Here is a 13751-nt window from a genome sequence, read left to right as displayed (position 1 = left end):
CTCGGGCGCGATCCGGTGGTGCCGGGCCCGGCGGGTGCGATTGGCGCCGGCCCCGGCACCACCGGATCGCGCCCGAGCTTAGCACGCGTCGGCGCGGCCGCCGCCGATTAGCGGTGAGCGGCGGCGATCAGCGCAGCAGCGGCTCCAGGTTCAGGTACTCGGCGACGATCTCGGGCTTCGGTAGGTCCAGGCGCGGGACCACACCCAGGGTGGGGGCGTCGATGAGGGCGGCCAGCGTCGCGATGTTCTCGTCCTTCGCGCGCATGTCCGGGTCCACCTCGTTGGCGATCCAGCCCAGTAAGCGCACGCCGCGGGCGCGGATGCTCTCGGCGGTGAGCAGGCTGTGATTCAGGCAGCCGAGCCTGAGCCCCACCACCAGCACCACCGGAATGCCCAGGGCATCGGGCAGGTCGCTCACGGCCAGCGCCGGCCCCAGGGGCACCCGCCAACCGCCGACGCCTTCCACCACCACCCGCTCGGCGCGGTGCGCCAAGGCCGTATAGGCCTGGCGGATGTGCCCGAGGCGGACGTCCACGCCTGCCTGGCCGGCGGCGATATGCGGCGCGATGGGATCTGCCAGCGCGATGGGATTCACTTCGTCGTAGGGTGCATCGACACTGCCGGCGGCCATGAGCTTGATGGCGTCGTCCGCCTGGAGCCCGTCGTCGCCGGGCGTGCAGCCCGAGGCCACGGGCTTCATGCCCACCGCGCTGATGCCCCGGGCCTTGAAGCCCGCGAGCAGGCCGGCGGCGATCTCGGTTTTGCCGACGCCGGTATCGGTGCCCGTGACGAAGACGCCGCTCATCCCTTGCCCCCTGCGGCGCTGCGCCGGCGGGCCACGGCCTCCAGCGGGATGGCGACGCCGTCGTCGGTGGCGAACTGGCGCTGCGCCTTGGCCGTGACCCAGGCATGACCGTGGACCACTTCGTAAGTGGCGGGCAGGCGCCCGTCCCGGCGCTGGTGCTCATAGGCTTCGGCAAGCGCCGCCAGCCGCCGGCGGCCGGTGAGTCCGCGGGCGCGCCCGGCCAGTGCATTGTGGGCGCCGAGCTGCTTCAGGTCCCGCATCAGGGCGCGGATGTCGGCATAGGTGAGAGTCATGCGCTCCACGTCCATCACCGGGTCTGCGAAGCGCGCACGCACCAGGGCGTCGCCGATGTCGTGCATGTCGAGGAAGGGGCTCACGTGCTCGCCCTGGTCCACCGCGGCCCAGGCGGCGCGCAGCTCGCTGAGGGTATCGGGGCCGAAGGTGCTGAACAGCAAAAGCCCGCCCGGGCGCAGCACCCGCAGCAGGTCGCCGAAGGTGGCGTCCAGGTCGTTGACCCATTGCAGGGTGGCGTTGGAGAAGACCAGGTCCACCGAGTCGTCCGCCAGCGGCAGTTGCTCGGCGTCGGCGCAGACCACCCGCGGGCGGTTCAGCCAGTGCCCGCGGCGGCGGGCATGGCTGAGCATGGCCGGGGCGAAGTCGAGCCCGATGATCTCCGCCCGGCGATAGCGCTTGGCGAGGCGCTCCAGCGTGGCGCCGGTGCCGCAGCCGAGATCCAGCACGCGCTTGGGCGTGAGGCGGATGTAGTCGAGGCGCTCCAGCATGCGGTTGCCGATCTCGCGCTGCAGCACGGCGGCGGCGTCATAGCCGTCGGCGGCGGCGTCGAAGGCGCGGCGGGCGGCTGCTTTGTCGATGGCGTTCATAGCCCGATGGTGTCCAGAAACTCGATGATGGCCGTGGCGGTCCGGCTGCCGTGGGAGAGCCAGGGGGCATGGGCGGCCCCCGGCAGCACCTGCACCCGGGCCTCGGGCATCAGCAGGGCCACGCGCTCAGCGGCGGCGGCCGGGACCAGGGTGTCGCGCTCGCCGAAGAGCCACAGCGCCGGCGGGCGGATGTCCGGCAACGGTCCGCGCAAGTCCTCTTCGCGCAGCAATTCAAGCCCCTGCGCCAGCGCCGCCGGGTCCGGCGCCGGCTGCTCGGCCAGGCCCGCACGCAGCCGGCGCAGCAGGCCGCGGGCGTCCGTGGAGCCTCGGACCTGCAACGCGAGGAAGCGTTCCAGCGTGCCGGCGGGGTCCGCCAGCAGACCGTCGTGGAATTGGCCGAGCGTGCCCTCGGGCACCGCCACCTGCCAGTCCAGGGCGCGCACGAAGCGGGGCGTGGCGGTGACCAGCACCAGGGCCTTGACGCGCTCCGGCGCCAGCCGCGCCGCCTGCATCGCAATGAGCCCGCCCAGGGACCAGCCGAGCCAGACCGCCGGGGCGTCCTCTCCGCCTGGTACCCGCTCGGCGGCCTGGTCCAGGCAGGCCTGCGCCCAATGATCCAGCGACCATTGCTCGGGCGAGAAGGGGGCGCCGCCATGTCCGGGCAGGTCCAGGGCGACCGGCGCGAAGCGGGCGGTGAGGGCGTCCGGCAGCCCGGCCCAGACGCCGGCGTTCATGCCCCAGCCGTGCACCAGCACCAGGGGAGTGCGTGCCGGGGGAGTGCGTGCCGGGGGGGTGCGTGCCGGTGCGCCGGGGGCCGATTGAAAACTCATGCAGTCATATCCTCACTGTAGGCTCCAACTGCGCGGCTGTTGCGCGAACTGCCTGGCGTCTGCAGCGCTTTCTGGTGTGCTCGTGACACCGGCCTCCGCGTCGGGCCTCCTGGCGTCGGCACCGACCTACGCCGGTTCGGTAGGTCGGCGCTGAGCGGCAGCGAAGCCCGACAGCGGCGTTGTGCCCGCCCCCGCGCTCGGCCTCCTGGCCTCGGCGCCGATGGACGCCTGTCATGCGCCACCCCCCCGACGCGGGCCGGGGAGGCCCGCAGCGCTGGCCGCAGGCTCGTGCCCTGCGCCCGGCAGCGACCGCAGCAACTCCAACAGCCGGTCTACGTCTTGCTCGGTATGCGCCGCGGACAGGGTGATGCGCAGCCGCGCGGCACCCTTGGGCACGGTGGGCGGGCGGATGGCGGTGACCAGCACGCCCTGGTCCTCGAGAGACCGGCTCCAGGCCAGCGCCGTCTCGGCATCGCCGGCCAACAGCGGCTGAATAGGCGTCTGCGAGGCCATCAGCGGCAGGCCGAGGTCCGCGGCGCCGGCGCGCAAGCGCGCGATGAGCCCCCGCAAGTGCTCGCGGCGCCAGTCCTCGCGCTGTGCCAATGTCAGCGCGGCGGAGGTGGCGTGGGCCAGCGCCGGCGGCAGGGCCGTGGTGTAGATATAGCTGCGGGCGCGCTGGATCAGGGTCTCGATGACCGGCTCGCTGGCGGCGACGAAGGCGCCGAAGGTGCCGAACGCCTTACCCAGGGTGCCCATGACGATCACGCTACCGTCGTCGTGCCAGCCCCGGCTGCGATAGAAATCCAGGCTGCCGCGGCCCGCGCGGCCGATGACGCCGAGCCCGTGGGCATCGTCCACCAGCAGCCGCGCGCCGGCGGTCTCGGCGATGCTGGCCAGATCCGGCACCGGCGCCAGATCGCCGTCCATGCTGAAGACGCCGTCGCTGATCAGCATGGCCGCATCGCCGCCGGCGCGCATGCGCTCCAGCGCCGCGGTGTCGGCGTGCGGGTAGCGGCGCAGGCGCACCCCCGCGAGCAGGGCGCCGTCGTTGAGGGAGGCGTGGTTCAGCCGGTCCGCGTAGAGCGCCTCGCCGCGCTCGCAGAGCGCGCTGATGACGCCGAGGTTGGCCATGTAGCCGGTGGAGAAGAGCAAGGCCCGCGGCCGGCCGACAAAGGCGGCGAGGTCCTCCTCCAACCGGTGGTGCGCCTGGCCGTGACCAGTAATCAGGTGCGCGGCACCGCTGCCCACGCCGTAGCGCCCGGCGCCCTCGCGCAGGGCGTCGGCGAGGGCCGGATGCGCCGCGAGGCCGAGGTAGTCGTTGCTGCAAAAGGACAGGACGCGGCGGCCGTCGATGACCGGCCGCACGCCCTGGGGGCCGTCCAGCACCCGGCGCGCGCGGTACAGATGAGCGTTGCGCAGGCGCTCGAGCTCCGAGCGCAGCGCCGCATCGTCGCGCCGGCGCTTGCCGGCTGCGCGCTGATCGAGACGGTCGGCGCTGCCTGGCCGCCGCAGGGCCGTGCCCATCAGCCGCCAGCGGAGGACGCCGACGGGCGCCGGGCCTCGGTCTGGGTCTGGGCCTCGGTCGGGGTCTGGCGGTGGCAGGCGCCCGGGGCGTCGCGGTCCGGCAGGTCGGCGGTCTCGAAGGCGAGGCCGAGGCGCTCGAACAGCGCCCGGTCCCGCTCGCTGCCGGCGTTGGCGGCGGTGAGCAGGCGCTCGCCGTAGAACACGGAGTTGGCGCCCGCCAGGAAGCACAGCGCCTGCAGCTCGTCGCTCATGTCGTCGCGGCCCGCGGACAGGCGCACATAGCTGCCCGGCATCAAGACCCGGGCGGCGGCGATGGTGCGCACCAGCTCGAATGGGTCCAGGGCCTCGGTGCCGAACAGCGGCGTGCCCTCCACCTGCACCAGCAGGTTGATGGGCACGGACTCCGGGTGGGCGGGTAGGTTCGCCAGCTGGCAGAGCATGGAGGCCCGGTCCCGGCGTCCCTCGCCCATGCCGAGGATGCCCCCGGCGCAGGTCTTGAGACCCGCCGCGCGCACGTGGTCCAGGGTCTCCAGCCGGTCCTGGTAGGTGCGGGTGGAGATCACCTGGCCATAGAACTCCGGTGAGGTGTCCAGGTTGTGGTTGTAGAAGTCGAGCCCGGCGGCTTTGAGGCGCTGCGCCTGCTCCGCCGTCAGCATGCCCAGGGTCACGCAGGTCTCGAGCCCTAAGTCCTTCACGCCCTCGACCATCGCCAGCACGGTGTCCAGGTTCTTGTCCGTCGGGTTGCGCCAGGCGGCGCCCATGCAGAAGCGGGTGGCCCCGGCTTCGCGGGCGCGGCGGGCGGCCGCCAGCACGTCGTCCAGCGGCAGCAGGCGCTCGCGCTCCAGCTGGGTCTCGTGATGGGCGCTCTGAGAGCAATAGCCGCAGTCCTCCGGACAGCCACCGGTCTTGATACTGAGCAGCGTGCTGAGCTGGATGCGGTTGGCATCGAAGCGCGTGCGATGGGCCGTCTGGGCCGCGAACAGCAGGTCATTGAACGGCCGCCCCAGCAGGGCCTCGGCTTCGTCGGTGGTCCAGTCGTGGCGCTCGGCGGCGATGGCCGGCAGGTCGGAGACGGTTGCTTGCATGGGGAGGATCGTAGGTCGGACGGGCCAGGGGTCGGCAGTGGTCGGGCCGGTGTGCGCACCCGCAGTGGCAGCAGGGGGATGGGCCAAGAATACTCCCGTGGTCACCCTAGACCTGTCAACCGAAGACGTGCCAGCCGGTTGACAGGAGTCCGGGCTCGGTGGCGCAGACCCTACGCCCTGTGCAGCCGCGGTTGCAGCCCCGGCCGCGCCTTGGGCAGGCTGCGCGATGTCCCCGCCCAAGCAGACCCGACGCGGCTGTTGGTCAGACGTCCAGCGCCATCACGGCGTCCATCTCGACCTCCGCACCCTTGGGCAGGCTGGCGACGCCGATGGCGGCGCGGGCCGGATAGGGCTCGGTGAAATAGGCCTGCATCAGCTCGTTCACCAGCGGAAACTGAGTCAGATCCGTCAGATAAATATTCAGCTTGACGATGTCGGCCAGCTCGCCGCCGGCGGCGCGGGCGACGGCCTGGAGATTGTCGAACACGCGGCGCACCTGCGCCTCCATGTCGCCGTCCACCAGGCTCATGGTCGCCGGGTCCAATGGGATCTGCCCGGACAGGTACACGGTGTCGCCGGCGCGCACGGCCTGGGAGTAGGGGCCGATGGCCTCGGGTGCCTGGTCGGTGTGGATGATCTGCTTCGCCATGGGGAATCTCCGGATGGGCTTCGAAACCGCAACGGACGATAGGCAGTCGGTCGCTGGTGGTCAATGACCGCGGATGCGGTTTCTACAGCGCGCAGGCCAACCCGAGCAAAACGCTTTTCGACAGGATAAAAGGGGGCGACGCGTCAGCCGCATCGCAAAGAGTCCGAAGCCGCGTTCGGTGCCGCGCTGTTGCGGGTGGTCGTTGCGTCGATGCGCTGAGTCGCGCGCGGATCTGTGGGAGCGCCATCCCTGCCGCGACGCGGGGCTGACCGGCACTGGAAGTCATCGCGGCCAGAGGCCGCTCCCACTGGCGCGCTTTGTGGGAGCGGCATCCCTGCCGCGACGCGGAGTTGGCCGGCACTGGAAGTCGTCGCGGCCAGCGGCCGCTCCCACTAGCGCGCTTTGTGGGAGCGGCATCCCTGCCGCGACGTTGGGCTGGCCTGCGCTGGAAGTCGTCGCGGCCAGAGGCCGCTCCCACTGGCGCGCTCTGTGGGAGCGGCATCCTTGCCGCGACGCGGGGCTGGCCGGCACTGGAAGTCGTCGCGGCCAGAGGCCGCTCCCACTGGCGCGCTTTGTGGGAGCGGCATCCTTGCCGCGACGCCGGGCTGGGCTGCGCTGGAAGTCGTCGCGGCCGGAGACCGCTCCCACGGCGCGCTTTGTGGGAGCGGCATCCCTGCCGCGACGTGGGGCTGGCCTGCGCTGGAAGTCGTCGCGGCCAGAGGCCGCTCCCACTGGCGCGCTCTGTGGGAGCGGCATCCTTGCCGCGATGCGGGGTTGGTCTGCACTGGAAGTCGTCGCGGCCATAGGCCGCTCCCACTGGCGCGCTTTGTGGGAGCGGCATCCTTGCCGCGACATGGCCTCGGACGAATCTGCGGGTACGCGCGCCTGGCTCAGCCGAACAGCCGCTGCCACCAGCGCCGGCGGCCCCGGGGTGCGGGCTGGGCGGCGGGCAGGTCCACGGGCGCGAGCTTGCTCATGATCCAGCCGGGCAGCGGCGGGTTGTCGCTGAAGCCGCAGACCACGCCGAGGTTGTTCGGGTCGTAGATCTTGACAAAGCTCGGCGCCTGGAGATCGTCGGCATAGACGATGCCGCAGTAGTCCTCGTCGTGCTCGCGCCGCAGCAGGGCGTCGATCTCGTCGAGGAAGCGGCGCACCTGCTCGGCGCTGGCCGGCGCATCCGGCGGCGGCTCGCCAACGGCGTAGAGATACCAGCCGCCGTCGGCATCGGTGCGCAGCACCTGCCAGAGCGCATCCAGGTGATGCCAGCGCAACGCGGACGTAAAGCTGCCGCGAAAAGCGCGCAGAAAGGCGTCGGCAGCAGAAGGGGTCTGCGCCCCGGCCGTGGGCGCGGCATCGGCGGGCGGGGTCTCGGGGGTGGCTGCGGCTCGCTGCATCGGGTTGGCTCGGTTCTGGAGAGTTGACCCTAGATCCGTTATTTGACCCACGAAGAGCACGAAGGGCTCAGCAAGATACGCAAGCTCGCGCCGTCACCCAGCGGGTGCGCGAGGCCCCGGCGAAGCTCAGGGTCAACCGTCTCTCCTTCTGCGTGATCTTCGTGTGCTTTGTGGTGAACTACTCTTTCTAGGTTGACCTGCGTCAGACGGGCGCTGCAGACCGCTGCTGGCGCCGGCGCCTGCGCACGGGAGCGGCCCTGCCGGGCTGTTATAGTCGCAGCGCCAGCCGTGCGGGGCAACGGGCCAAGGCCCGGCTCCGGCACCTGCACCAGCACCAGCACCGAGGCATTCAGCGCCACAGCTACCGGCACCCGCTGCCGGCACCGATGCAAAGGCCCGCTCCCATGACCGCCATACCAGACGCCCTTTTTCAATCGGACTTGAAGCACTTGCCGCTGATCAACCGCGGCAAGGTGCGCGACATCTACGGCATCGACGATGATCACATGCTCATCGTCACCACGGATCGGCTCTCGGCCTTCGACGTGGTGCTGCCCCAACCCATTCCGGGCAAAGGCGAAGTGCTCACGCGGGTGTCCAATTTCTGGCTCGAACGTACATCAGCCTTGGTGCCCAATCATTTGGCGGCGCTGCCGCTGGCGGATGTCTTGCCCGATCCGGAGGAGCGCAGCAGCCTCGGCGAGCGTGCTGTCGTCGTGCGCCGGCTGCGGCCGCTGCCGGTGGAGGCGATCGTGCGCGGCTATCTCATCGGCTCCGGCTGGAAGGATTATCAGCGCACCGGCGCCGTCTGCGACATCCCGCTGCCCACCGGCCTGCGCCAGGCCGACAAACTGCCGGAGCCCATCTATACGCCCTCCACCAAGGCCGCCGTCGGCGACCACGACGAGAACGTGAGCTTCGAGCACACGGCGGACCTGATCGGCACCGACATGGCCGGGCAGCTGAGGGACGTCAGTCTGCGTATCTATGCCGAGGCCGCGGACTACGCCCGCAGCCGCGGCATCATCATCGCCGACACCAAGTTCGAGCTCGGCCTGGACGACGCCGGCCGCCTGCACCTCATCGACGAGGCGCTGACGCCGGACTCGTCCCGCTTCTGGCCCGCCGATCAATACCGGCCCGGCACCAGCCCGCCCAGCTTCGACAAGCAATTCGTGCGCGACTACCTGGAGACGCTGGACTGGGACAAGACGCCGCCCGGGCCTGAGCTGCCCGCGGAGATCATCGCGAAAACCGCGGAGAAGTACCGCGAGGCGGAGCGGCGGCTGGTCCCGAGCGCAGGCGCTTAGAGACCCTGACAGCGCCGGGCCGTCTAAGGGACGGCGCCGTTAAGATCAGTATACTGTCCCCAGAAAAAGTAGCGCCCGGTCGCGCGCCGCGGTAACGGCGCGCTTTGTCCGAGACCGGCCCGCCGGCTCAGTCCTCGCGGCCGCCCCCGAGCAGGGCCGACACCTCTTGGCGGCGGCCGGGGCGGTTGTGGCGATGCCCGCGCTGGGGATGGGCCTCGCTAGCAGACTGGGGTTTGCGGTGCGTGTGGCCGGATTTCTGTTTGCGCCCGGCGGAGCCCGCCCCGGCGTCGTTGGCACTGGCCTGGCCCTCGGCGCCGGCGCGGCGGGGCTGCGGCTTGGCGGCCTGACCATCAGCCCGCTGCGGCCGGCGAGCGCTGCGCCCGGGCTCGTCACCGCGCCCGGCGCCACGGCGTTGTCCGCCGCGGCGAGCGCCGTCGGCCGTGCGCTCTTCGCCCTGCCCGCGACGCCCGCCCTTGCCGCGCAGGATGGGCTCCGCCGGGATGCTCGGGTCCGGCGCATAGCCGTCCAGCACCACCTTGGGCACTTCGCGCTTGAGCAGCCGCTCGATATCACGCAAGAGCTTGTGCTCGTCCACGCAGACCAGGGAGACGGCCTCGCCGGCATTGCCCGCACGGCCAGTGCGCCCGATGCGGTGCACATAGTCCTCCGGCACGTTCGGCAGCTCGAAGTTGACCACGTGCGGCAGCTGGTCGATGTCGAGCCCGCGCGCGGCGATGTCGGTGGCGACCAGCACGCGCACGTCACCGGTCTTGAAGCCGGCGAGCGCGCGGGTGCGCGCACCCTGGCTCTTGTTGCCGTGGATGGCGGCGGCGCTCAAGCCGTCCTTCTCCAGCTGCTCGGCGAGGCGGTTGGCGCCGTGCTTGGTGCGGGTGAACACCAGCACCTGCCGCCAGTCGTTGGCGCCCACCAAGTGGCTGAGCAGTTCTCTCTTGCGGTGACGGTCCACCGGGTGCACCACCTGGCGGACGGTCTCGGCAGCGGTGTTGCGCCGGGCCACCTCGATGAGCTGCGGGCTGTTGAGGAGCCGGTTGGCGAGGTCCTTGATCTCGTTGGAAAAGGTGGCGGAGAAGAGCAGGTTCTGGCGCTGATCGGCGGCCGGAAGCAGTGCGAGCACGCGGCGGATGTCGTGGATGAAGCCCATGTCGAGCATCCGGTCGGCCTCGTCCAGCACCAGGATTTCGACTTGGGACAGGTCGAGCGTGCCCTGCCCGGCGTGGTCCAGCAGCCGCCCGGGGGTGGCCACCAGCACGTCTACGCCGCGGCGCAGCTGGGCGATCTGCGGATTGATCTTCACACCGCCGAAGATGACGGCAGAGGTCAGCGGCAGGTGGCGGCCGTAGGTCTCGATGCTCTCGTGCACCTGGGCCGCGAGCTCGCGCGTGGGGGCCAGCACCAGCGCCCGAATGGGCCGCCCGGCGTGGCGCTTGCCGCCGTTCGGGGCGGCTTCCATCAGCCGCTGCAGCAGCGGCAGCGTGAAGCCGGCGGTCTTGCCGGTGCCGGTCTGGGCGCCGGCGAGCACGTCGGCACCCGTCAGAATGGTGGGGATGGCTTGGCGCTGGATGGGCGTGGGCTCGGTGTAGCCCTGCTCGCGCACGGCACGCAGGAGGTCTGCGCTGAGACCCAGGGAATCGAAAGACATTGGACTGACTCCAGTGGCGCCCTCCCTGAGGCCGCACAGGAGACATGGCCTGTGCGCACGGGAGCCGGTCCGGGCTGGATGTAGGGATTGCTTGGCTGGAACGAGAGGCGCCGGTGAGAGCTCACCGGGCGGCAGCGCGAACGGCTGAAGCGGGTATCGGCGGCGCCAGTTAGCTGGTGAGCTGGTGAGCCGCTGCGGTGCCGACCGGTCAGGCACCCGAAGCGGCCACCGTAACAGAAACCGATCGCAGGCGTTGGAAATTATGCTGCACCAAGCCGACCCACACGTCGTGGGTAACGGATCTTGGAGTGCCGCAGAGACAAAGCGTTGGGCTGATCCGCAGGGACGCAGCAGCGGCCTCAGCGATCCCGGTCGCGCCGGGTCTTGTCGCCCTGAGCACCGATGCGCTTGATGCCCAGCGGCCGGCCGCAGACGCGGGTCTTCTTGAGGTGCTGGAGCAATTCTTTGGGCATGCCCGAGGGCAGGTCCAGGGTGCTGTGGTCGTCGCGGATATCGATGCGGCCGATGTAGCGCCCTTCGAGCCCGGCCTCGTTGGCGATGGCACCGACGATGTTGCCGGGCTTGACGCCGTCGTTGCGGCCCACCTCGATGCGAAAACGCTCCATGCCCTCGGCCGGCGGTCCGCCGCGGCGCTCGCGCCGATCGTCCCGGTCGCCGCCGGCCGGGCGCTCGCGCTCGCCATCGCGATACCCCCGGCGCGGCGCACCCGCATCCTCGCCGCTCGCACGACGCTCGCCGCCGCGCCGGTCCGCAAAGGCGCGCTCTCCGCGCTCCGGTTGTCGAGCGCCGGCACGCGGACGCTCGGGCGCCCGGCCCTTTTGCCAGTCCCGATCACGTCGCTCGCGCGACTCTCGCCGGGGCGGGCGCTCGGGCTCGGGCGGCAGCAACAAGGGCTGCTCGCCGATGACCAGCCGTGCCAGTGCCGCGGCGATCTCCACCGCCGGCACGTCGTGCTCCTGCTGGTACTGCTCCACCAGGCTTTGCAGGAAATCCAGCTCGCCGGCGGCCAAGGCATCGGTGATGCGCTGCTTGAAGTCCGCGATGCGCTTGTCGTTGACCGTCTCGGTGGAGGGCAGCTGCAGGGGCTCGATGGGCTGGCGCGTGGCCTGCTCGATGGCGCGCAGCATGCGCCGCTCCCGCGGGGAGACGAACAGGATGGCCTCGCCGGAGCGCCCGGCCCGGCCGGTGCGGCCGATGCGGTGGATATAGGCCTCGGTGTCGTAGGGGATGTCGTAGTTCACCACATGGCTGATGCGCTCCACGTCCAGCCCGCGCGCGGCCACATCGGTGGCGACGATGACGTCCAGCTGCCCCTGCCTCAGCCGTTCGACGATCTGCTCGCGCAGCTTTTGCGGCAGGTCACCGTTCAGCGCCGCAGCGGCATAGCCCCGGGCCTCCAGCCGCTCGGCGAGCTCCACGGTAGCGGTCTTGGTGCGCACGAAGATCAGGAGCGCATCGAAGGGCTCCACTTCCAGGATGCGGGTCAGCGCATCCAGCTTGTGCAGCCCGGACACCAGCCACCAGCGCTGGCGGATGGTCTCCGCCGTGGCCGTGCGCGCGGCGATGCTGACCTCCACCGGCGCCTTGAGATAGGACTGGGCGATGCGCTGGATGGCCCGCGGCAGGGTGGCCGAGAAGAGCGCGGTCTGGCGCGCCGGCGGCGTCTGCGCCAGGATCCACTCGACATCGTCGATGAAGCCCATGCGCAGCATCTCGTCCGCCTCGTCCAGCACCAGCACCCGCAGCGCGTCCAGGTCCAGCGTGCCGCGGCGCATGTGATCCATGATCCGGCCCGGCGTGCCGACGACGACATGCACGCCGCGCTGCAGCTGGCGCAGCTGGGTGCGGTACTCCTGCCCGCCATAGATGGGCAGGACGTGGAAATCCGGCAGCTCCGCGGCGTAACGCCGGCAGGCCTCGGCCACCTGGATGGCGAGCTCGCGCGTGGGCGTGAGCACCAGCGCCTGGGGCGCGCGCCGGCCCAGATCCAACCTGGCCAACAGGGGCAGCGTGAAGGCGGCGGTCTTGCCCGTGCCCGTGGGTGCGTGGCCCAGGAGGTCATGCCCGGCGAGCAGGTGCGGAATGGTCTGGGCCTGGATGGGCGACGGCGTCTCGTAGCCGACCCGCTCCAACGCCGCGAGCAGCGCCGGCGGCAGGCCGAGATCTTCGAAGCCGGGCTCGATGGCCGCGGCATCGGCGCCGGGCGCGGCGCCTTCGGCGGGCTCCGGCGCGGGCCCTGCGTCGCCGTCTGTGGGATCGGGAGTCATAACGTTGCCGGCGGCGTATCCGCCGGCGAATGCGGAGGCGGTCATGGGTCGGGGTGCTCGGGTCAATCCCCTAGTATACTCGCCTCGGGTGCCGGGCGGCGCCCGAGCTCACAACACCAGCCACAGGGCCGAGGAGCACGCAGCCATGCAGATCTGGGTCGACGCGGACGCTTGCCCCAAGCCCGTCAAGGAGATCCTGTTCCGCGCCGCCGAGCGCACGGGCACACCCGTCACCCTGGTGGCGAACCAGCCCATGGAGACACCGCCGTCCAAGGTCATCAAGAGCGTGCGCGTGGGTGCCGGCTTCGATGTCGCCGACAATCATATCGCCCGGCATGCAGTCCCCGGCGACTTGGTGATCACCGCGGACATCCCGCTGGCGGCCGAGGTGGTCGACAAGGGCTGCACGGCCCTGAACCCCCGCGGTGAGCCCTACACGCCGGAGAACATCCGCGAGCGGCTCAATCTGCGCGACTTCATGGACACCCTGCGCGCCAGCGGCGTCGACACCGGCGGGCCCTCGGCCTTTGGCCAGCGCGAGCGCCAGGCGTTTGCGAATGCATTGGATCGCTGGCTGGCCCGAGCACGGCAGTAGGCGATTCAATGGCAGCCGCACACGCGAGAGGACTGCGCTAAGCTCCCCGTTGCGTCAGCGGATCGAAGGTGATTCGGACCATGTCCACAGCCGCCGAAAAGGTGCGCGAGCCCGGTCTGCCCGCGGTCTATGCCGTCCGGGGCGCCGACCACGACAACATCGTCTTCCTGCGCGAGGCGTCCTGGGACGACTTCCAGGCGCTTTTGCGCATGCGCGGCGAGCACAGCACACCGCGTCTCAGCTATCTGTGCGGCGAGGTGGGGATCTATCGCAAGCTGGGCGTCGCCGAGGTCTGGTGGTGGCGCAAGGGCCGCCTCACACCTTATGGCCTGGGCGGTGAGCACTACACCGCCATGGATCACAGCCGTGTGCTGCCCGAGCTTGACTTAGCCCAGCTCGCGAGCTTTTTGGATCAGCCGACGGCGTACGATGCCATTCGCGCCTACCGTGCGGCCCTGACGGGCCAGTGAAACGCCCATGCAGACACCTTCCACGCCAACCGCGACCCAAGGCGTCTCTTAAGCGGCTTCAGGCACCGGATGGTAAGCGCTAAACATCGACATTGGGGTCAAGCAACCGGCGCCAGCGGCCTAGTGCAGCCGCATGAAAGTCCTGAGACCGTTTCGAGGTATGTTCGTTATCATTCTGATCTCGTGAATTTTCGATGATCAGAGGTTTGTTGCCATGCCCCGCTGCGCTGCGGCTTCCGTGCCTGTTTCGGACCAGGAGC

Annotated in this window: 12 protein-coding genes; 3 read left to right on the top strand and 9 right to left on the bottom strand. The window is 70.7% G+C overall.

Annotated elements, in window-relative coordinates; all coding sequences use genetic code 11:
* Positions 1–127 precede the first annotated feature (127 nt).
* From bioD to CKO31_RS23300, 7 genes are all read right to left on the bottom strand, one after another.
* Entirely contained in the window at positions 128–805 is a 678-nt protein-coding gene (gene bioD / locus CKO31_RS23330) for a dethiobiotin synthase (protein ID WP_200242303.1), read from the bottom strand.
* The gene (bioC, locus tag CKO31_RS23325; RefSeq protein WP_200242301.1) at positions 802–1686 is read right to left on the bottom strand and encodes a malonyl-ACP O-methyltransferase BioC; all 885 of its coding nucleotides are present in this window, start codon (positions 1684–1686) and stop codon (positions 802–804) included. The genes bioD and bioC overlap by 4 nt, the downstream gene beginning before the upstream one ends.
* A complete protein-coding gene (bioH, locus tag CKO31_RS23320; protein ID WP_200242298.1) occupies positions 1683–2516 on the bottom strand; it encodes a pimeloyl-ACP methyl ester esterase BioH in 834 nt (277 codons plus the stop codon). Before bioH ends, bioC begins: the two co-directional genes overlap by 4 nt.
* A 231-nt stretch (positions 2517–2747) precedes the next feature.
* Complete coding sequence (gene bioF, locus CKO31_RS23315; RefSeq protein ID WP_200242288.1) at positions 2748–4040, bottom strand: 8-amino-7-oxononanoate synthase; 1293 nt, start codon at positions 4038–4040, stop codon at positions 2748–2750.
* Complete coding sequence (bioB, locus tag CKO31_RS23310; RefSeq protein WP_200242315.1) at positions 4040–5095, bottom strand: biotin synthase BioB; 1056 nt, start codon at positions 5093–5095, stop codon at positions 4040–4042. Before bioB ends, bioF begins: the two co-directional genes overlap by 1 nt.
* Before the next feature lie 292 nt (positions 5096–5387).
* Positions 5388–5774: a RidA family protein gene (locus tag CKO31_RS23305; RefSeq protein ID WP_200242286.1), complete on the bottom strand. Its 387-nt coding sequence runs from the start codon at positions 5772–5774 to the stop codon at positions 5388–5390.
* 890 nt (positions 5775–6664) lie between these two features.
* Entirely contained in the window at positions 6665–7168 is a 504-nt protein-coding gene (locus CKO31_RS23300; protein ID WP_242475621.1) for a hypothetical protein, read from the bottom strand.
* A gap of 404 nt (positions 7169–7572) precedes the next feature.
* Between CKO31_RS23300 and CKO31_RS23295 the strand changes: the two genes are divergently transcribed.
* Positions 7573–8478: a phosphoribosylaminoimidazolesuccinocarboxamide synthase gene (locus CKO31_RS23295; protein WP_200242283.1), complete on the top strand. Its 906-nt coding sequence runs from the start codon at positions 7573–7575 to the stop codon at positions 8476–8478.
* Positions 8479–8605: 127 nt separating this feature from the next.
* Here the strand turns inward: CKO31_RS23295 and CKO31_RS23290 are convergent, their stop codons facing one another.
* Together CKO31_RS23290 and CKO31_RS23280 are read right to left on the bottom strand one after the other, a co-directional pair.
* Complete coding sequence (locus tag CKO31_RS23290) at positions 8606–10138, bottom strand: DEAD/DEAH box helicase (protein WP_200242279.1); 1533 nt, start codon at positions 10136–10138, stop codon at positions 8606–8608.
* Positions 10139–10497: 359 nt separating this feature from the next.
* Positions 10498–12471, bottom strand: a complete 1974-nt coding sequence (locus CKO31_RS23280; protein WP_242475620.1) for a DEAD/DEAH box helicase — start codon at positions 12469–12471, stop codon at positions 10498–10500.
* A 100-nt stretch (positions 12472–12571) separates the two neighbouring features.
* Between CKO31_RS23280 and CKO31_RS23275 the strand changes: the two genes are divergently transcribed.
* Positions 12572–13021: a YaiI/YqxD family protein gene (locus CKO31_RS23275; RefSeq protein ID WP_200242262.1), complete on the top strand. Its 450-nt coding sequence runs from the start codon at positions 12572–12574 to the stop codon at positions 13019–13021.
* A gap of 80 nt (positions 13022–13101) precedes the next feature.
* On the top strand, positions 13102–13491 hold the full coding sequence (locus CKO31_RS23270; protein WP_242475618.1) for a hypothetical protein: 390 nt from the start codon (positions 13102–13104) through the stop codon (positions 13489–13491).
* The last annotated feature ends 260 nt before the right edge of the window (positions 13492–13751 follow it).

The sequence above is a fragment of the Thiohalocapsa halophila genome, assembly GCF_016583825.1.
GTDB lineage: Bacteria > Pseudomonadota > Gammaproteobacteria > Chromatiales > Chromatiaceae > Thiohalocapsa > Thiohalocapsa halophila.
Note: the sequence above shows the minus strand (reverse complement) of the source record. Positions and strands in the feature narration are given on the sequence as shown.